Origin of the sequence: Streptomyces sp. NPDC087901, from assembly GCF_044742205.1 — a bacterium.
In the GTDB taxonomy this organism is placed as follows: Bacteria; Actinomycetota; Actinomycetes; order Streptomycetales; family Streptomycetaceae; genus Streptomyces.
The window spans coordinates 128,249-146,588 of the sequence record NZ_JBIUUC010000014.1 but is presented as its reverse complement, the minus strand read 5'-3'; the positions used below and the strand labels follow the sequence as shown (position 1 = coordinate 146,588).

General features: G+C 70.8%; 16 protein-coding genes. 11 read left to right on the top strand and 5 right to left on the bottom strand.

All coding sequences use genetic code 11. From position 1 onward, the window contains the following. Positions 1–2: 2 nt before the first annotated feature. Complete coding sequence (locus tag ACIOEW_RS32855) at positions 3–2,069, bottom strand: DUF4139 domain-containing protein (protein ID WP_401968336.1); 2,067 nt, start codon at positions 2,067–2,069, stop codon at positions 3–5. Between the two features lie 68 nt (positions 2,070–2,137). Then, a complete protein-coding gene (locus tag ACIOEW_RS32850) occupies positions 2,138–2,572 on the bottom strand; it encodes a Fur family transcriptional regulator (protein WP_401968333.1) in 435 nt (144 codons plus the stop codon). A gap of 238 nt (positions 2,573–2,810) precedes the next feature. Here ACIOEW_RS32850 and katG point away from each other — a divergent pair, with 238 nt between their 5' ends. The 5 genes from katG (at position 2,811) to ACIOEW_RS32825 (ending at position 7,602) form a co-directional block, all read left to right on the top strand. Then, on the top strand, positions 2,811–5,042 hold the full coding sequence (katG, locus tag ACIOEW_RS32845) for a catalase/peroxidase HPI (RefSeq protein ID WP_401968330.1): 2,232 nt from the start codon (positions 2,811–2,813) through the stop codon (positions 5,040–5,042). 179 nt (positions 5,043–5,221) lie between these two features. Beyond that, entirely contained in the window at positions 5,222–5,764 is a 543-nt protein-coding gene (locus ACIOEW_RS32840) for a DUF6882 domain-containing protein (protein WP_401968328.1), read from the top strand. A 71-nt stretch (positions 5,765–5,835) separates the two neighbouring features. Next, complete coding sequence (locus ACIOEW_RS32835; protein ID WP_401968326.1) at positions 5,836–6,279, top strand: hypothetical protein; 444 nt, start codon at positions 5,836–5,838, stop codon at positions 6,277–6,279. Between the two features lie 144 nt (positions 6,280–6,423). Next, the gene (locus ACIOEW_RS32830; RefSeq protein ID WP_401968323.1) at positions 6,424–6,972 is read left to right on the top strand and encodes an FABP family protein; all 549 of its coding nucleotides are present in this window, start codon (positions 6,424–6,426) and stop codon (positions 6,970–6,972) included. 195 nt (positions 6,973–7,167) lie between these two features. Beyond that, positions 7,168–7,602, top strand: coding sequence for a hypothetical protein (locus ACIOEW_RS32825; RefSeq protein ID WP_401968487.1), 435 nt, complete (start codon positions 7,168–7,170; stop codon positions 7,600–7,602). Positions 7,603–8,130: 528 nt separating this feature from the next. Here ACIOEW_RS32825 and ACIOEW_RS32820 read toward each other — a convergent pair. Together ACIOEW_RS32820 and ACIOEW_RS32815 are read right to left on the bottom strand one after the other, a co-directional pair. Further along, positions 8,131–10,341, bottom strand: coding sequence for a HelD family protein (locus ACIOEW_RS32820; RefSeq protein WP_401968484.1), 2,211 nt, complete (start codon positions 10,339–10,341; stop codon positions 8,131–8,133). 188 nt (positions 10,342–10,529) lie between these two features. Further along, positions 10,530–11,396 carry a M23 family metallopeptidase gene (locus ACIOEW_RS32815; RefSeq protein ID WP_401968320.1) on the bottom strand — a complete coding sequence of 289 codons (867 nt, stop codon included), beginning with the start codon at positions 11,394–11,396 and terminating at the stop codon, positions 10,530–10,532. 143 nt (positions 11,397–11,539) lie between these two features. Between ACIOEW_RS32815 and ACIOEW_RS32810 the strand changes: the two genes are divergently transcribed. The 3 genes from ACIOEW_RS32810 to ACIOEW_RS32800 all read left to right on the top strand — a co-directional run bounded on the left by ACIOEW_RS32810 (position 11,540) and on the right by ACIOEW_RS32800 (position 14,145). After that, the gene (locus ACIOEW_RS32810) at positions 11,540–12,622 is read left to right on the top strand and encodes a glycoside hydrolase family 25 protein (RefSeq protein ID WP_401968317.1); all 1,083 of its coding nucleotides are present in this window, start codon (positions 11,540–11,542) and stop codon (positions 12,620–12,622) included. A gap of 184 nt (positions 12,623–12,806) precedes the next feature. Beyond that, complete coding sequence (locus tag ACIOEW_RS32805) at positions 12,807–13,376, top strand: PadR family transcriptional regulator (protein WP_401968314.1); 570 nt, start codon at positions 12,807–12,809, stop codon at positions 13,374–13,376. Further along, positions 13,363–14,145, top strand: coding sequence for an SGNH/GDSL hydrolase family protein (locus ACIOEW_RS32800; protein WP_401968311.1), 783 nt, complete (start codon positions 13,363–13,365; stop codon positions 14,143–14,145). The genes ACIOEW_RS32805 and ACIOEW_RS32800 overlap by 14 nt, the downstream gene beginning before the upstream one ends. An 88-nt stretch (positions 14,146–14,233) precedes the next feature. Here ACIOEW_RS32800 and ACIOEW_RS32795 read toward each other — a convergent pair whose 3' ends face one another. Continuing rightward, positions 14,234–14,665 (bottom strand): DUF6083 domain-containing protein, encoded by a 432-nt coding sequence (locus ACIOEW_RS32795; RefSeq protein ID WP_401968308.1) that lies wholly within the window; start codon positions 14,663–14,665, stop codon positions 14,234–14,236. Positions 14,666–14,985: 320 nt separating this feature from the next. Here ACIOEW_RS32795 and ACIOEW_RS32790 point away from each other — a divergent pair, with 320 nt between their 5' ends. The 3 genes from ACIOEW_RS32790 to ACIOEW_RS32780 are packed head-to-tail and all read left to right on the top strand — an operon-like array spanning position 14,986 to position 18,337. After that, positions 14,986–15,459, top strand: coding sequence for a hypothetical protein (locus tag ACIOEW_RS32790; protein WP_401968305.1), 474 nt, complete (start codon positions 14,986–14,988; stop codon positions 15,457–15,459). Next, the gene (locus tag ACIOEW_RS32785; RefSeq protein WP_401968482.1) at positions 15,459–16,850 is read left to right on the top strand and encodes a hypothetical protein; all 1,392 of its coding nucleotides are present in this window, start codon (positions 15,459–15,461) and stop codon (positions 16,848–16,850) included. Before ACIOEW_RS32790 ends, ACIOEW_RS32785 begins: the two co-directional genes overlap by 1 nt. Next, entirely contained in the window at positions 16,847–18,337 is a 1,491-nt protein-coding gene (locus tag ACIOEW_RS32780) for a VWA domain-containing protein (protein ID WP_401968302.1), read from the top strand. Before ACIOEW_RS32785 ends, ACIOEW_RS32780 begins: the two co-directional genes overlap by 4 nt. The last annotated feature ends 3 nt before the right edge of the window (positions 18,338–18,340 follow it).

Below are 18,340 nucleotides of genomic sequence, written 5' to 3'. Positions count from 1 at the left end.
TGTCAGCTCCTGCGGTTGCCGCCGACCAGGGCCTTGCCGGTCGGGATGCGGATCTCGTAGCCGCCGTCGAGAGCGGCAGTGGCGCCTGCGGGCAGATCCAGTCGCCAGACCCGGGTGCCCGGGGCGTGCCGATCCGGGCCCGCACCGTCGGCGGGTGCCGTCCAGTCGGCCCGTTCCTCGATCCTGACGTCCGGTTCGGAGGTGACCGGCACCCGCTCGTGAACCTCCACCGTGACGGGCCTCGCAAGCCGGTTGGCCAGCTCCACGTGGACGCGGTGGTCGAGCACGGTGGTGTTGTTGCGCAGGCCCGAGGTCGACTCGTGCACGTTCGTGCGGTGAGTCACCCTGATGCCCTCGGCCGGCCCGAGCCCTACCCGGCGGACACCGCCGGGAGCCAGCGTGGGCAGCGCGGCGGTCAGCAGGAACTCGCCGTCGACGGTGACCTCCACCGGACCGGCCAGCAGCGCCTGGTCGGTGGCGTTGGAGAGCAGCAGCGTGGCGTACACGACCGGCTCCACGGACGGCACACAGAGGTACTCGGTGCGCAGCCCGACGGGGATCTCGCCGACGGTGACGGTGTGCCAGGTGCCGTCCGACGGAATGTCGGCGCGCGCGGTGGCGTCGAAGCGGTGGTCGAAGGACCCGGCCGACTCGCGGGGCCGCACGGCCTGTCCTGGCAACGGCAGTGCGGCCACCGCTTCGGCGCGGCGGCGGTACTCGGCCGCCACCGGGTCGAAGCGGGAGCCGGGGAACAGCCGGCCTCTGCGACCGCCCTGCTCGTCCGGGCCGCACAACGCGAGGGCGGCGTAATCGAGTTCGGCGCCGCTCGGCTGCGGCGGACCGGCCACCGGCGCCGGAGGCGGCGGCGCGGCCATGCCGGGAGCCGGGGGTGCGGGTGCGCCCCCGACAGGGCCGGCGCCGGATCGTGTCCTGTTGCGTGGCAGGCCCGTCAGCGGCGGCGCGAGGTCAGGCATTCCGCTGCCGAATGCCTCCGGGGGAGCGCCGCCCCAGCTGCCCGGCGCCGCCGGCGACGGCGGGGGAGGCGGCGGAACGGGGCCGTACGCGGATTCAACCGCTGCGCCCATGGGTGCAGCGCCGGCGGCCCCGACAGCCACGGGTCCGGTGGCCCTCTCCGGGCCGGGGCCCGCCCCGTCGTATCCGTTGAACAGGTCGACGAGTCCGGCCGGGGGTTCGCGCCAGCCCGAGGGTGCGGGGGCGGGCTGACTGCGTCCGATCCGTACCGAGCGGAGCCTCGGCAGGTCGGTGCGGCGCCGCAGGTCGGCGGTGGCCAGCGCGATGCGTACGCCGGTCCAGTCCTCGCCGGTCCGCTGGGCGACCGAGGCGCGCAGCACCAGGTGCCCGCTGCCGTCGCCCTGACGGCGGGTGAGGCGGTACGCCGGCACCCAGACAGCGCCCGGCACCCCGTACTCCAGCTCCAGCTCCACTTCGGCGTCGCCCGCTCCACCGGCACCGTCGAGGGTCAGGAGCGCGCAGACCGTGGTCTCCACGTGTGCCGACGGTGCGTCGGTGGATGCGCGCTCGATCCTGTCCGCGGCGACCGCGAGATCGTGCTCGACGTCGCGCAGTGAATCCTCCAGCTCGGCGAGGCGGTTGTGCAGCCCCGTCAGCCGCTCGTCGACGAAGTCGGCGAGCTCCAGCCACGCGTCGGCCGGGGTGCGGCGGTGCGGGTCCTCGCGCTTGCGGGCAGGCGGGACCGGGTGAAGAGCCCTGACCTCCTCGATCACGCTCAACTGCCGGTCCCGGCGCCCCTGCGCCGCGGTGTACGCGTCGCTCAGCCGCTCGTACTCGCGCCGCAACGGGTCCGGAGCGTCCGTGCCCGGCAACTCCGCCTCGACTTCCACCCGGGCCTCGGTGACACGCGCCCCGGGGGTGCCCAGGACCCTGACCCGCAACGAGCCCGGGTCCAGTGAGCGGGGCAGCCCCGTCACCCGCACCCGGCCGTCGGACGGCACACCGCCCCGGGCCAGGCGACGACAGAGGGCGCCCTGCGCGTACACGACAACGGAATCGAGGATCGATTCCCACCTCTGTGCCGACTCAGCCGTCATGCGCTCCGCCCCCGCCGCGTCCATGGTGAACGAAGCCTACGCCCGGGCGGTCTGCTTGTCCGTGCGGGTCAGGTCATCCGTACGGGCCGGGCGGGGCCGCAGCCCGGGCACAGGCCCCGGTAGGTCACCTCGGCCTTGGAGACGGTGAAGCCGAACCGTTCCGACTCCGGGAGTTCCGCCAGGAGATCGCCGACGGGGTGGACGTCCCGGATGGCGCCGCAGCCGGAGCACACCAGGTGTTGGTGGGGGTGGTGGGCGTTCGGGTCGTAGCGCTTGGCGCGGCCGTCGGTGGCCACCTCGATCACCTCGCCGAGCGCGACGAGCTCGCCGAGGGTGTTGTAGACGGTGGCGCGGGATATCTCCGGCAGCCGGGAAACTGCGTGGGCGAGCACCTCGTCCGCGGTGAAGTGGACGTGTTCACCGGCGAGTACCTCGGCGACCACCCTGCGCTGAGCTGTCATCCGCCAGCCACGTGCCCGAAGCCGTTGCAGCAGGTCACTCATGCCCACCAGCCCATCTGTGCGTAGTCCTGCGAATGGATCCGTACACGCCTGTCGTTCGTATTGACTTGGACTATGTCCATCGTAGGATCAGTTCCGGCTAACAGCCAAGGGACAGGACAGCAGCGCGGAAAAGCAGGTGACTTCAGGAGACGGGCCGCTCGCCCCGCCATCCCGGCCCTGCCTTTCCACCGTCCGAAGTTCCTCAGCACCGTGATCCGCCCCGTCCGGAAGGATTTCCATGACTGAGAACCACGACGCGATCGTCACCGACCCGAAGACAGAGGAGGCCGGTGGCTGCCCGGTCGCGCACGGTCGCGCGCCCCACCCGACCCAGGGCGGCGGCAACCGCCAGTGGTGGCCGGAGCGGCTCAACCTGAAGATCCTCGCCAAGAACCCTGCCGTGGCCAATCCGCTCGGTGAGGAGTTCGACTACGCCGAGGCGTTCAAGAGCCTCGACCTCCCGGCGGTGAAACGGGACATCGCCGATGTGCTCACGACGTCGCAGGACTGGTGGCCCGCCGACTTCGGCAACTACGGCCCGTTCATGGTCCGGATGGCGTGGCACAGCGCCGGCACCTACCGGATCAGCGACGGGCGCGGGGGCGCCGGAGCCGGTCAGCAGCGCTTCGCCCCGCTCAACAGCTGGCCGGACAACGCGAGTCTCGACAAGGCCCGCCGCCTGCTGTGGCCGGTCAAGAAGAAGTACGGCAAGAACCTCTCGTGGGCCGACCTCATCGTCCTCACCGGCAACGTCGCCCTGGAGACGATGGGCCTCAAGACCTTCGGTTTCGGCGGCGGCCGGGCGGACGTGTGGGAGCCCGACGAGGACGTCTACTGGGGCCCCGAGACCGAGTGGCTGGGCGACGAGCGCTACACCGGTGACCGCGAGCTCGAGAACCCTCTCGGTGCGGTGCAGATGGGCCTCATCTACGTCAATCCCGAGGGTCCCAACGGCACTCCGGACCCGGTCGCCGCGGCCCGCGACATCCGTGAGACGTTCCGCCGCATGGCGATGAACGACGAGGAGACGGTCGCCCTGATCGCGGGCGGTCACACCTTCGGCAAGACCCACGGTGCGGGACCCGCGGACAACGTCGGCCCCGACCCCGAGGCCGCCCCGATGGAGCAGCAGGGCCTCGGCTGGCAGAGCACGTACGGCACGGGCAAGGGTGCCGACACCATCACCAGCGGTCTCGAGGGCATCTGGACCGACACCCCGACCACCTGGGACAACAGCTTCTTCGACATCCTCTTCGGTTACGAGTGGGAGCTGTTCAAGAGCCCCGCGGGCGCGCACCAGTGGCGGCCGAAGGAGGGCGCGGGCGCAGGCACGGTCCCCGACGCGCACGACCCGTCGAAGACCCACGCGCCGACGATGCTGACGACGGACCTCTCGCTCCGGCTCGACCCCGCCTACGAGGAGATCTCGCGGCGCTTCCACCAGAACCCGGACCAGTTCGCCGACGCCTTCGCCCGCGCGTGGTTCAAGCTGACGCACCGTGACATGGGTCCGGTCGTCCGCTACCTGGGCCCGGAGGTCCCGGCGGAGACCCTGGTGTGGCAGGACCCGCTTCCCGCCCGGACGTACGAACTCGTCGACGCGGGGGACATCGCCGCTCTCAAGGCGCAGATCCTCGCCTCGGACCTGTCGGTGACCGAGCTCGTCTCCACCGCGTGGGCGTCCGCCTCGTCCTTCCGCGGCAGCGACAAGAGGGGCGGCGCCAACGGCGCACGCATCCGCCTCGAACCGCAGAACGGCTGGGAGGTCAACGACCCGGACCGGCTGGCGACGGTGCTGCGCAGCCTCCAGGGGATCCAGGAGGCCTTCAACTCCGCCCAGTCGGGCGGGAAGCAGGTATCGCTCGCTGACCTCATCGTGATCGCCGGCGCCGCAGCCGTCGAGAAGGCCGCCGGCGACGCCGGCTTCGGCATCGAGGTCCCCGTCACCCCGGGCCGCGTCGACGCGTCGCAGGAACAGACGGACGTGGAGTCGTTCGTCGAGCTTGAGCCGTCCTCCGACGGATTCCGCAACTACCTCGGCAAGGGCAACAGGCTGCCCGCCGAGTACCTGCTGCTCGACCGGGCGAACCTGCTGAACCTGAGCGCCCCCGAGCTGACGGTTCTCGTCGGCGGTCTGCGTGTCCTGGGTGCCAACTACCAGCAGTCCTCGCTCGGTGTCCTCACCGAGACGCCCGGGTCCCTGACCAACGACTTCTTCGTCAACCTGCTCGACCTGGGCACGACGTGGAAGGCCACGTCCGACGACGCGAGCACGTTCGAGGGCCGCGACGCCGCCACCGGGCAGATCAAGTGGACCGGCAGCCGCGCCGACCTCGTCTTCGGTTCGAACTCCGAGCTGCGCGCAGTCGCGGAGGTCTACGCGAGCGACGACGCGAAGGAGAAGTTCGTCAAGGACTTCGTCGCCGCGTGGGACAAGGTGATGAACCTGGACCGGTTCGACCTCGTCTGAGCATGAGTCCGGGCCGGCCCCCGAGGGCCGGCCCGGGCCGCCGCCGGGCCGCCGGTCCTCGGCGGGTTCGCGCCGGATGGCAGGGGACCGTCCCGGCCGTGCGGGCTGCGCGCTGCGGCGTGGTGTCCGGGCACAGGGGTGCTGCCGGCTGGTCAGTGGCCTCTGGCAGACTTCACGGCATGGGATTGTTCAAGCGGGCCGGTGAGCCGGAGAGTCCTGCTCAGGGTGTGGATCCGGCTGACCTGAGCACGCTGTCGCTCCAGGGCGAAGACATGATCGACCAGCTGGCTCGTGCTCACATGTCCTGGGGGCTGGGCTCGGCGGACCGCTGGGGACTGGACCAGAGGACCGGCCTCATCACATGGACCTTCCCTGACAGGACCGCGACGGCGCCCGCGCAGATCCTGGCCAGCTTCAGCGCTTCGTCGGGCTCATGGCTGTGGGCCTGGGCGAACGAGAGCATCCTCCCGGCGATGAGTCGCGGCGCCCGTAGCGTCCGGGACTGGGCAGAAACACATGGCCACCACACACTGGCCCAACCGGAGACCGAGGCCGACGAGCAGGCCGCGGCAACCCTCGCGGGTCTGGCCGTCCGGATCACCGGGGCCGCCGGCTTCTATCGGGGTCCGGGAGCCGGCTCCGTCGCGATCATCACGTTCGGGCCTGTCACCTTGACCGCTGCCGACGGCAGCACGTCCACCTTCACTGTCGATGTCCACTAAGGGCTGTCCCGGCGAACGTCCGGCAGGGCGCCTCGACGGCATTCCGACCGGCATCGCGCGAGTGAGGGGAAATGGTGGACAGTGACCTGCGGCGTGCGGTCGTCGCGACGCTTGGCGAACTCGGGCGGAGCGGGGACTGGCGTGACAGAGCGGATGCCGGCCACAGTCTGGCAGGGTTCGCCGAGATGCAAGAGGCTGTAGAGCCGCTGCTGAGGCTTCTGCTCGACTCCGGTGACACCTTCGTCACCCGGCGGACCGCTGAGGGACTGCTTCGGCGAAAGGACAGGGCGGGACTGACGATGGTCGCGTCCGCACTGGCAGTCGCCAACGACAATCACGCCGATTACATCCACACCGCGGCCTTCGACGTTTTCAGCATCTTCTCGGACGACCTGGACGAGGCGCTACGGCTCTGCGAGGAGTTGTCGGACGGCACCGACGACCGTGTCGCCCGGGGGGCCCGTCGGCTGCAGAAGGGTCTGGCGGAGATCGATCCCGTTCTTCGCCCCGCATAGTTCGCCCCTCATAGGGGGGCGACAGCTGTGGTGCGGGTGTGGATCCTCGAAGCCGGCCGCCCCCTCGCCGCGTGATCCGTCGCGTAGGCGGGCGGCCTGGTTAGGCTGCCCACCGGAAATGGCCCCGACCCAGGAGCGCACCTCATGCCCGACCCCGCCCGGAAGCACCCGTTCGGCGATGCCCTTCGGCCGGACGAACTGCCCGCGCCGCACCCCCTGTTGGAGCCACTGCTCGGTTTCCTGGGCAGCTGGACCGGCCGGGGGCGCGGCGGGTATCCGACTCTTGAGGAGGAATTCGTCTATGGCCAGGAGGTCACCTTCAGCCATGACGGGCGGCCGTTCCTCCACTACGAGGCGCGCGCCTGGCTGCTGGACGCGGACGGCGAGCCGCTGCGGCCTTCGGCGCGGGAGAGCGGCTGGTGGCGGATGCAGCCGGAAGGGTGTGTGGAAGCGCTGATCACTCAGCCCACCGGTGTAGCGGAGATGATGACCGGCCGTGCGGTCGACGGCGTGGCGGACCTCGCCACCCATCAAGTCGCCCTCGCTCCCACGGCCAAGAAAGTCGACGCGACCCGCCGGCGCTACACGCTGACGGACGACGGCACGCTGGACTTCGTCCACGACCTCGCGGCGGTCGGCCGGCCGCTCCAGCATCACCTCTCGGCACAGCTCCGCCGCGCAGGCCGCGAATAGCCTGCCCCTTCGGCCGCTCAGCCGCGTTCGTCGGAATCACCGCGTGTTTCCCGAAGGCGGAATTCGGCTGAGCGGTCGCTGAATCGTGTGGCCGGAGCGCCACTGCCAGGGCACGCGATGATGTGCTGTGCGGGTAATCGATGAACTCGTGCTGTACGTACGGGATCACGAAGTCGGCGGGGTGGGTCTGTGGGAATGGTCATGCGGCTGTGGGCGGCCGGAGAGATGCCCTACGACGACGCGCTGTACCGGCCGGACGACACCGGCCTGGAGGTGCATGTGGACGGTCCCGGGGATTACCACCCAGACGCCGGCCAGCCGATCCCGTTCCGTCTCGGAGGGCCGGTCGACGTGGCCCGGCTCATCGAGGTGAGCGGCACGACCGAGGCGAACCCTCACTTCGAGAGCCTGCTGCCGGACGGAACGGGATGGATGTGCGGCGGCGGCAGCGGGATGGGTAACGTCGGCTACCTCGCCCGTCTGGGCATCGACCAGTCCCTGCGGTGGGTGGCCGTGATGTGGAACTCGAACCCCTTTGTGGGGGTGCGCTATGAGGGAGCGACCGCCGTTTTCACCAATGACTGGAGAAACCAGCTGCGCCTCGACCTCACCGACCCCGATCTGGCCTGACCCTGCAGATTGCCGCGTCGGCTACCGACGCGGCTGAGATCCGGACGCCGATCCCGACGCCGATCCGGACGTCTGGAACAACGGGTCGGCCGCAGAGGGGAACTCGAGCCAGGATCAGTCTACGGACGGCATCAAAGGGGAGCCCTCCGACTCCGCCGCCGGCGCGACCTTGCGCAGCAGGACCACTAGCTGCTCCCGTCGGCTTCGGACAGCGGGGCCAGGAGAGCGTGTTCGGTCGCCATCTGGTCGCCGATCGTGGACGACCACGCCTCGTGTCCGTGCCCGGTCAAGGTCACGAGCAGGCTGCGGCGGTCCGCCGGGTCGTGCTCCCGAGCCCTGGACCTGGGGGGCGCAGGCCTTCCGTGACGTCCTCGTCGAGGCTGGGGGCCGACGAGGACGTCATACGCTTCGAACTGTTCGACGCGGGTCACCACGCCGTGGAGTACCGGATGCCGCCCGCACTGGCCTGGCTCTCCCGGCGGATGGCTGAACCGGTCCGAGGCGCTCAGGCCGGCCGCCCGGGTGGGCTCAGCGCAGCGCCTCGGGCAGCTCCTCCCGGTGGATGACGCCCAGGCGCTGCGTGGCCCGGGTCAGCGCAACGTACAGGTCACTGGTTCCGAACAGTGCGGGCTCCACGACCAGCACGTGGTCGAACTCGAGCCCCTTGGCCTGCCGCGGATCGAGCAGCACCACCGGGTGGGTCAGATCGGGCTCGGCGCCGGCCGTGACACCCTCCAGCGGGGCACTGATCTCCCCGTGGAGCGCCCGCGGCGCGATCACCGCGAGGCGTCCCTCCTCGGGGGTCAGCTCCAGGACCGCCCGGGCAACCGCGCCCGCCAGGTCGGCCCCGGCCTCCCGCACCCACGGCACCTCGCCGGTGGACCGCACCGAGGCGGGCGGCTCGAAGGACGGGTCGCGGGTGCGCAGCACCCTGGCGGCCAGCTCCATGATCTCGGCGGGCGTACGGTAGTTGACCTTGAGCGCGACGTGCTCGAACCGGTCGGCGACGTACGGCCCGAGGATCTTCTCCCACGAGCCGACGCCGGCCTCCTCCGAGGTCTGCGCGGGGTCGCCGACCAGGGTCATCGAGCGGGTGGGCGAGCGGCGCATCAGCAGCCTCCACGCCATCGGCGACAGTTCCTGCGCCTCGTCGACGATGATGTGCCCGAAAGCCCAGGTGCGGTCTGCGGCGGCGCGCTCGGCCGCGCTGCGGTGGTCGGCCTCCTCCTGCCGCTCGGCCATCCGTTCGGCGTCGATGATGTCGTGGGCGGCCAGGACCTCGGACTCCTCGTCCTCGAACTCGAACGACTCCGAGCCCCTCGACAGCTCCAGCACGCCCTGCGCGTATGCGATCCGCTCCTGACGCTCGGCCTCAGCGGCCGCCCGCTCGGCGCTGTCGTCGGCCCCGAGGAGCTCCGCCGCCTCGTCGAGCAGCGGTACGTCGGCGGGGGTCCACCGCCCGTCGCCCGGCGCGCGCCGGATCGCCTCGGCGTCCTCGGCCGGTACGTAGACGGGGTCGGCCAGGTAGTCGCTGAGGAACCCCTCCGGGGTGAGCGGCGGCCACAGCTCGTCGACGGCGCTGTGCACCGCCTTGCTGACGGCGACACCCTTGCCGAGCTGGGCGATGTCGTCGGGGCCGAGGAAGTTGGGACCTCCGTACGGGTCGGCCCCGATGCGCTCCGTGAGCTGTGCGGTGAGGGCGTCGATGATCCGGAACGCGAAGTGCGGGCGGGCGAGGTTGTGCGGCAGCCGGGTCTCGCGTGCAGCCTGCCGGGCCTCGTAGGCGATCTCCCAGTCGAGGATCAGGTCCCCGTCGTCGTGCCGGATGATCAGCGGGGCCCCGGGCTCGGGCAGCAGTTGCCGGTCGCGTACGGCCATGGCGAGCGCCTCCGCCATCGGCTCGGCGCCCTTGACTGCGGTGGCGCGGGGCGTGTCGGTCCCGTGGGCGTGGACGCCGGGGAAGAGCTCGGCCTGTGTGGCGAGCAGCACCCCGGTCTCGCCGAGGGCGGGCAGCACCTCGCCGATGTAGCTCAGGAAGGCCGGGTTGGGGCCCACGATCAGGACGGCGCGCTTGGCGAGCAGCTCACGGTGTTCGTACAGGAGGAAGGCCGCCCGGTGCAGTGCCACCGCCGTCTTTCCGGTACCGGGCCCGCCCTCGACGACGAGCACACCGCGGTGCGGGGCGCGGATGATGCGGTCCTGCTCCGCCTGGATAGTCCGCACGATGTCGCCCATGCGGCCGGTCCGGGCGGAGTTCACGGCCGCGAGGAGCACGGTGTCGCCGCTCGGGTCCTCGAAGCCGGTGCGCTGCCGGTCCCCGACGTCGAGGATCTCGTCGTGAAGCTCGGTGACGGCGCGGCCCTCGGTGGTGATGTGCCTGCGCCGGCGCAGCCCCATGGGCGTGTGGCCGGTGGCGAGGTAGAAGGGGCGGGCGACCGGCGCACGCCAGTCGATCAGCAGCGGCGTGTGCGCGGTGTCGTCCTCGCGGATTCCGATGCGGCCGATATGGTGCGCGGTGCCGTCGGAGAGATCGATGCGACCGAAACACAGTGAGCCGTCCACCGCGTTCAGGGCGGCCAGCAGACCCGAGCGTTCGGCGACGAGCACATCGCGCTCGAGACGGGCCTGCAGCCCGTTGCCGACCGGCGTCAGCGCGTCCTCGACGTGCTGAGCGGTGACTCCGCGCAGCGCGTCGACACGGTCGTAGAGCCGGTCGATGAATTCCTGCTCCTTCTGCAATTCATCGATTTCCCGAGTTGACAAAATTGCTCCCTGCCGGATATGGTCTTGCTTAGTGGCCCCCCGAGTGGGGCCTTTTCTGTGGGCGCACAGAAAGAATCAATATACCCGGAAAAACCCCCGGTCCACAAATGTGGACCGGGGGTTTTCTGTTGCCGCTTGTCGGGAGGTGTCGGCCGTGGTGTGGGTCAGTCCCATTGGTCCTGGTTGATGAAGCGGCTGAAGCCTCGCCAGGAGTTGGGGCCCATCACGCCGTCGATGGGTCCGGTGTAGCCGTGGGCTGCGGCAAGTCGTTGGACCGCTGCCCAGGTGTTGGTTCCGGGTGCGCCGTCGAGGGGTCCGGTGTAGCCCCAGTTCCGCATGTTCGACTGGAGCGCGGCGTAGGTGTTGGGGCCCGGGACGCCGTCGATGGGTCCGGTGTACCCGGACTGGATCCGTAGCCAGTTCTGTGTCCGCTTCCACATCACCGGGCCCGGGACACCGTCCTGCTCCGTCGACGTCTTCGGCAACCCACCACCGCCCCCGAGGTAGTTCAGCGGGTTGACGCGGGTGCCGCCCGGGGTGATCAGATGCCAGTGCACGTGCGGCCCGGTGGAGCTTCCGGAACCGGGCGCACCGACGGCACCTCCGGAACGGCCGACGATTCCCCCCTTGCCGACCGAGGTGCCGTTGGCCAGCAGGAACTGCGACAGATGCATGTACTGCGTCCGGTACCCGTCGCTGTGGGTGATGGTCACCGTGTGCCCACCGGTGCCGTTGTCCGGAATGTTTGTTATGACTCCGGCGCCCGCGGCCGGCAGTGAGGTGCCGACTCCCATCCCGTAGTCGATTCCGCCCAGGGAGCCGCTGTCGAGGTGGTCCTGCCAGGTGCCGGTGATCTGATAGCCGCTGAACGGGTTGTAGATGTCCAGGGCCTGAGCGGGGTTGCCCGAGAACAGCACGCCTCCGGCCGCCAGGCCGAGTGTGGTGACCGAGCTGCGCAGTAGGGTGCGCCTGCTTATCTCGAGCCGCGGCCGAATCTCCCGGCCGTCTTCGGATCCATGGTGCTCGCTCACGCCAACTCCCTTGTGAATGCTGCGACTTGACCTGGCAGAGGGGTGCGGGGCCACGGTAACCTACGCGCATAGATTTTGATAAGCGCATGACAGGTTCACCCCCGGCGCATCCGCGTCGGGATCCCGTCCCCACCGGAGGAGACATGCGTAGGAGAACGTTGATTCGAGGCGCCGTGGCGACGGCTCTGGCCCCGGCCGGAATCGTCCTGGCCACCGGTGCCGCGGATGCCGACGCTCCGGCCCGTACCGAGGCGGCGGACCTGGAAGGCGTGGACGTCTCGAACTACCAGCAGGGCATCGACTACGCCCGGGTGGCTGCGGAGGGCCGGCGCTTCGTCATCGCCAAGGCCGGGGGGTGCCAGCTCAGCGAGGGCCCCTACACCACGTCCTCCTATCCCGGTCATGTCGACGGAGCACGCGCCGCCGGACTGCGGGTGGGCCACTACTGGTTGTCGGGGGACTTCCTCGCCCCCGCTGCTGCCGCCGACTACTTCGTGGACCATCTGCACGACTACCGGGTCGGGGACGTACTCGCGCTGGATGTCGAGGTGCTGGACGACTCGACCCGTCTGTGGGACGACGCGGATGTGTCCGCCTGGTTCAACCGCGTGCGGGAGCGGGTCGGCAGCTACGTTCCCTGGTTCTACATCAGCACCGGCGCACTGCGGTCCGGCGCCTGGAGCCGCACGATCGCCGCCGGCGCCCATCTGTGGGCAGCCTCCTGGGGGCCGAACGACGGCACCTGGCCCGGTGCGCCCGACCTCGGCGGCCGCTACCCCGACTGGGCGGCCCACCAGTACACCTCCGTGGGGTCCGCCGGTGGCGCCTCTCCGGTCGATCTCAACCTCGCCCGCTCCTGGGCGTTCGAACTCACCGAGCCGACCGACCCGCCGACCGGTGGTGGGTTGCCGAAGACGTCGACGGAGCAGGACGGTGTCCCGGGCCCGGTGATGTGGAAGCGGACACAGAACTGGCTACGGATCCAGTCCGGGTACACCGGACCCATCGACGGCGTCCCGGGCCCCAACACCTACGCCGCGCTCCAGTCGAACATGCGGAACTGGGGCTACACCGGACCCCTCGACGGCGCACCCGGAACCAACACCTGGGCAGCGGTCCAACGACTGGCCGCAGCCCACGGCTACACCGGACCCATCGACGGCGTGATGGGCCCCAACTCCTGGCGAGGCTTCAGCCGCTTCATCAACCAGGACCAATGGGACTGACCCACACCACGGCCGACACCTCCCGCGCGGGGCAGGCAGGCGGACGGGTAGGCGGGCAGGTCGACGGCGGGCTGTGATGTGCCATCCGCAGTACTCAAGGATATGACTAGTCATATCCTTGAGTACGATGCATCGCGGCCGGTGCCACCGGGCTGACCGGCGAGGAGAAGGAGGGGCTGCTTCGATGGCCTTGCGACATGCCGTGCTGGCGGCGCTGCTGGACGGCGAGTACAGCGGATACCAACTGGCGAAGGCGTTCGACGTCGGCGTAGCGAACTTCTGGCATGCCCTGCCCCAGCAGTTGTACACGGAGCTGGCCAGGCTGGAGAAGGAAGGGCTGGTCGCCGGGCGGCAGGTGGTTCAGGAGACCCGGCCCAACAAACGTCTCTTCCACGTCACCGACGCCGGTCGTGACGAGCTGGAGAAATTCGCCGCAACTCCGTCGAAGCCGTCGTTCATCCGAGACGACCTGCTCGTCAAGGTCCAGTCCGCCGACCGCGTCGGCACCGCGCGGGTGATCGAACAGCTCGAAGAGCGCGTGTCCGCGGCCGAGGCGAAGATCGGGCTCCTCGACAAGCTGCTGCGCCAGATGCGCGGGGATGCGGACGAGGCGGAGTTCCTCCGCCACGGCGACCGGATCGGGCCGTACCTGACGTGTCTGCGCGGTGTGGCCTTCGAGCAGGGCCACCGGGACTGGTGCCTGCGGACCACGGCCGTGCTGCGGGAAAGGCAGGCAATCCATGCCGAGCGGTGAGTACCTGCGGTACGTCGCGTTGGGCGACAGCCAGACCGAAGGGATCGGTGACGGGGACGACACCGTGGGCCTGCGGGGCTGGGCGGACCGGTTCGCCGAGCATGTCGCGGCATCCAACCCGGGTCTTCAGTACGCGAATCTGGCCGTCCGAGGGCGTGTCGCCGGACAGATACACAGGGAGCAGCTGGGCCCTGCGCTGGCCCTGCGCCCCGACCTGGCCACCGTCGTCGCCGGGGTCAACGATGTGCTCCGGCCGCGGTTCGACGCCGCGGAGGTGGTCGGGCACCTGGAGGAGATGTTCGCCGCGCTGACGGCCGCCGGGGCCCAGGTGGCAACCCTGACCTTCCCCGACGTGGGAAAGGTGGCGCCTGCCGCCCGGCCTCTCAGGTCCCGGGTGGCGGACCTCAACACCCATATCCGTGCCGCGGCGGCCCGCCACGGGGTCGCGGTCGCCGAGATCGACCTGCACCCGGTGGCCACCGATGCGCGCCTGTGGAGCGTGGACCGGCTCCACACCAGCCCCCTCGGCCACGCACGCATCGCTGCTGCTGTCGCCCAGGCCGTCGACCTGCCAGGAAGCGACGACGCCTGGACGCACCCCCTTCCGCCCCAGGTGCTCCCCAAGGGGCTGCGGTCCGCAGGGGCCGAACTGCGGTGGGCGGCCGCCTTCCTCGGCCCCTGGCTGGGCCGCCGGCTGCGCGGTCGGTCCTCGGGCGACGGACGTACCGCCAAGCGCCCGCAGCTCCTGCCCTTCGGCGTCGTTTCCTGATGACCTGGGGCGCGTAGCCGGAGATGGGCCGGAAGCCGTTCGTCCGCCGGCTGACGTGAGCGCAGCGCCCGTATGCGCCGGACGTCCGTCAGCCGGCGTCGGGCAGGCCCCATGTGTCCGGGACGTCGAACAGCCGCTGTGCCCGGTGGTCGTTCCTCCGCCGGAGGGCGGTGATCCATGAGGGGGCGTCCTCGCGGGCAAGGCAGGGGCAGACGGCGCGGTGCGCTATGCGGCAGTGAGCGCCGGGCAGCGGTTCGGCGTCCCACAGGTTCATGGCTCTGCCGTCCGGGGTGAGGATCCAGCGTCGGCGCGGCGGGACGGTGTGGGCGGCGACGACGACTCCGGGTTCGAGGAAGACCCAGTGCCCGTCGTAGTGGGTCGGGCGGCGGTCCAGGGTGAGGCCGCAGTGCGGGCACTCGGGCGGGGCGGGCGGAGGCGGTGCGGTGGCACCTTCGAGGGCCGCCTGCGATGCGTCGTCGGGTCGGTCCGGACCGGTGGCGGAATTCTCGTTGTCCCCCATACACGACAGGGTCCATACAGGCCGTCGGGTCCGGTAGGCCGCAATTCGGCCGTGCCCCGGTCGGGAGAACCTGCTTGCCGCGCTGTCACGCACCGCCCGAGGAGGTGCCGGGCGCGGCGGCGGTGTTCCACGCGTTCTGCCCCGAGTACGTGAGCGGCCTGCCCCGAGCAGGTAACCGGCCTGCCCCGAGTACGTGAGCGACCTGCGTTGTCAGTGGTCGCACGTAGGTTCAGTCGTGTTCCGCCACTGTGGCGTGGACGCCCCCTCGGTGCATAGGAGATGGTGCGTTGTCGGACTGGGAGAGGTCGAGCACGGCACGGGTGACAGCACCCGCGCGGCCACGCAAACTGGCCAAGGTCCCGTTCGTCGAGCTGGCCGGCGGGCGACTGCAGGGTGTGGTGTCGAGCGGTTCGGACATCGGCCGGGTGTACGTCTCGTCGGTCGCGTCCGGCACGTACGCGTTCGCCTGCAGCACCAACAACAACCGGCCCTGCGGTGGCGCGCGGGGTTCGTTCTGCAATCACATCCGGGCCCTGATCAACGAGGCGGTGCTGCAGTACGGCGCCGAGCGCGTGGCCCGCTACCTGAAGGTGGAGACGGCGAGCGGGGAGCAGCCGAGCGCGTCGAATGTCGAGGCCGGCATGAGCGGTACCCGCCCCGAGCAGGCGGACACCAAGGACGCAGCCCCCGTCTTCAGCCGGTTCCTGCGCCACCTGGCGTATCTGGAACTCGCGCCGAGCGCGGCACCGTTGCCGGAGATGCAGTGGTTCCCGCCGACGAGGACGGTGGCGTGATGCGCACGGATCTGCTCCTCGAAACCGTCCCGGGGCTCGACGAGGCACTGGCGGCCGTCGACTCCTTCGACCAGGCGCTCGTCGACGGTCTGCTCCGTCCCCGGCCCGACCGGGCCGCGGCCCTCGCCGAGTTCGGCCACGCCGTCGCGGGTACACCACTGGCCGCGAGGGTTGCCGATGCGGCCGGCCGGGCTGCCGACGGATCGGCGGGCGAGGACGACTTCACCGCCCTCGCCGCGGCCCGTACCGCGCTGCTCGGCTCCGTCCACGACGCCCTGATGAGCCGCGTCGGCGAAGCGACCGGCAGAGCGCGTGGCGTCGCGGCGGAGATGCCGGCGGCCGAGAGCCGGCCGGCGGTGAATCTGTCGGCCGCGGCCCGCTCCTGGCTTTCCGATCTGGCGCGCGTCGGCTGGCAGGGAATGGACCACGAGGTCGTCTCGGGGGCGGCGCCCGTCGTCTCCGCGATGCTCCCGGACCCCGCTCTGCGCAGGCTCGCGACCCTGCTCGACGGATTCGCAGCCGAACTCGCAGCATCCTGCCCGGGTGCGGCGCTGGAACGCGTGCCGACGCGCCGCTGGGCCGACCTGTGGTCCCGGGCGATGCTGCTGACGCTGCCCGGCGCCGCCGAGGTGCCCGTGACGGGCACGGCCACCGGCCGGCTCCTGCCCCTCGGCGTCGATCTGCACGAACACGCCACCGCTGTACAGGCTCAGGTCCACGCCGTGTTCGAGCCCGCCGACGGCACCGCACCCCGGCTGGTGCGGGCCGGCATGGCGGTGCCGAAGCCCGACACGGTGGTCGGAGCCGGCATCTGGCAGCTGCTCCGTCCGCACATGTCCCTTCTGGCAGCCGTCGGCGAAGGCCGCTCGATGGACCTCGACGCCATGCCGGTCACCGGTGAGGGTGACCTGATCTGGCGCGACGCACATGCGCGTGCGGGTGAGAGCGCCGACGCCTTTGTCACGGCCCGCGTCGCCCTGCCCGCCGCCACCGAAGCGGTCACGGCGCCGCTGGACCGCCATCCGGCGCGCATCGCCGTGCCCGTGTTCCTGGAGGGATACGCCGTTCAACAGAACGACGGCGCACTGACCTTCACCGTGGCCGGCCACCCGCTGGAGGTCGACACCGACCGCATCCCGGCCGCCGGGCCGCTCACGCCGGAAGCCGTCGCCGCGTCCGGCGCGTGCATCGCTCTGCTCCGCTGGGATGCCGGCCGCTACCGCCTCCAGCCCCTGGCCGTGGAGACGACCGTGCGGAAGAAGGGCGTCGCCCTGCACGCCGGCGGCTGGGCCGGCGGCACGACCGACAAGGCCGGTGTCAGGGCCGAGAAGGCCGCCACCGACGCCGTCGCCGTCCTCAGGGAGCGCGCGGGAAGGCTGCTGCGGAAATGACGGAGCATATGACCGACCTGTCGGAGCCGTGCGCGCCGCACCCGTCCGTGCCGGAGCCGTCCGCACCACAGGCACTACAGGAACCGCACCCGTCCGTGCCGGACCCGTCGGCGTCTCCGCGCACGCCCGAGGCCGATCCGCACGAGAACCGCCGTCAGGTCCTGTACTGGCGTCTCCTCGCCAGGCTCTTCGACCCCGAGGAGCAGCCCGCGCTGGAGTCGGCGAGCCTCGCCGTCGTCGAGGACCTCCGGTTGCCGTCCGCACTGCTGGACCCGCAGGCCTCGGTCGACTCGGTCGTGCAACGCCATCCCGAGCTTGCCGACGAGTTCGACGGCCTGATGGCCCCCGGGCCCGACGACGGCGTACGGGACCGGGCCGCCGAGGTGCGGCGGGCGGCACTGGTGTCGAAGGTGCTCCTCAACGTCTTCGCCTCCGGCTCCGGCACCGTCACCGCCGGGCAGTTGGCGCGCTGGCAGTCCGATGCGGGGTGGCTGGAGCGTGCGCTCGGCTGCGCGCCCGGCGAACTGCGGGGCGGACGCACCGGGGGAGGAGGATCCGGACCTGGTGCGCATCCCGACCTTGCCCGGCTGATCCCGACGATCGGGCCGGAGCTCGGCGCCCTCGAAGCCGACCTCGTCCGGCGGATGCACCTGCGGGAGGTGCTGGCCGACCGCGTACTCGCGGCGCAGCTCACCCCCAGCATGTCGCTGATCGAGCAGCTGCTGCGGGACAAGAGCAACCTCTCGGGTATCGCCCTGGTCAACGCCAAGGCCCTGATCCGCCGCTTCGTCGACGAGGTCGCCGAAGTGCTGCGCACCCAGGTGGAGAAGTCCACGGTGGGCGCAGTGGACCGCTCCGTCCCGCCCAAGAGGGTGTTCCGCAATCTCGACCTCGACCGCACGATCTGGAAGAACCTCACCAACTGGAGCCCGGAGGAGGAGCGGTTGTACGTCGACCGCCTCTACTACCGGCACACCGCGCGCAAGACGACACCCCAGCGGCTGATCGTCGTCGTGGACCAGTCGGGCTCGATGGTCGACTCGATGGTGAACTGCACCATCCTGGCATCGGTCTTCGCCGGACTTCCGAAGGTGGACGTCCATCTGATCGCGTACGACACGCAGGCGCTCGACCTCACGCCCTGGGTGCACGACCCCTTCGAGACGCTGCTCCGCACCAAGCTCGGCGGGGGCAACGACGGTCCCGTCGCGATGGCGATGGCCCGCCCGAAGATCACCGACCCCAAGGACACCGTGATGGTGTGGATCTCCGACTTCTACGAGTTCGGCCGATCGCAGCCGCTGTTCGAGGGCATCGAGGCCGTCCACCGCTCCGGAGTGAAGTTCATCCCCGTCGGGTCGGTCACCAGCTCCGGGCGCCAGGAGGTCAACCCCTGGTTCCGCGAACGCTTCAAGGCCCTCGGCACGCCGGTGCTCTCCGGCCACATCCGCAAGCTCGTCCACGAGCTCAAGACGTTCCTCGCCTAGAAA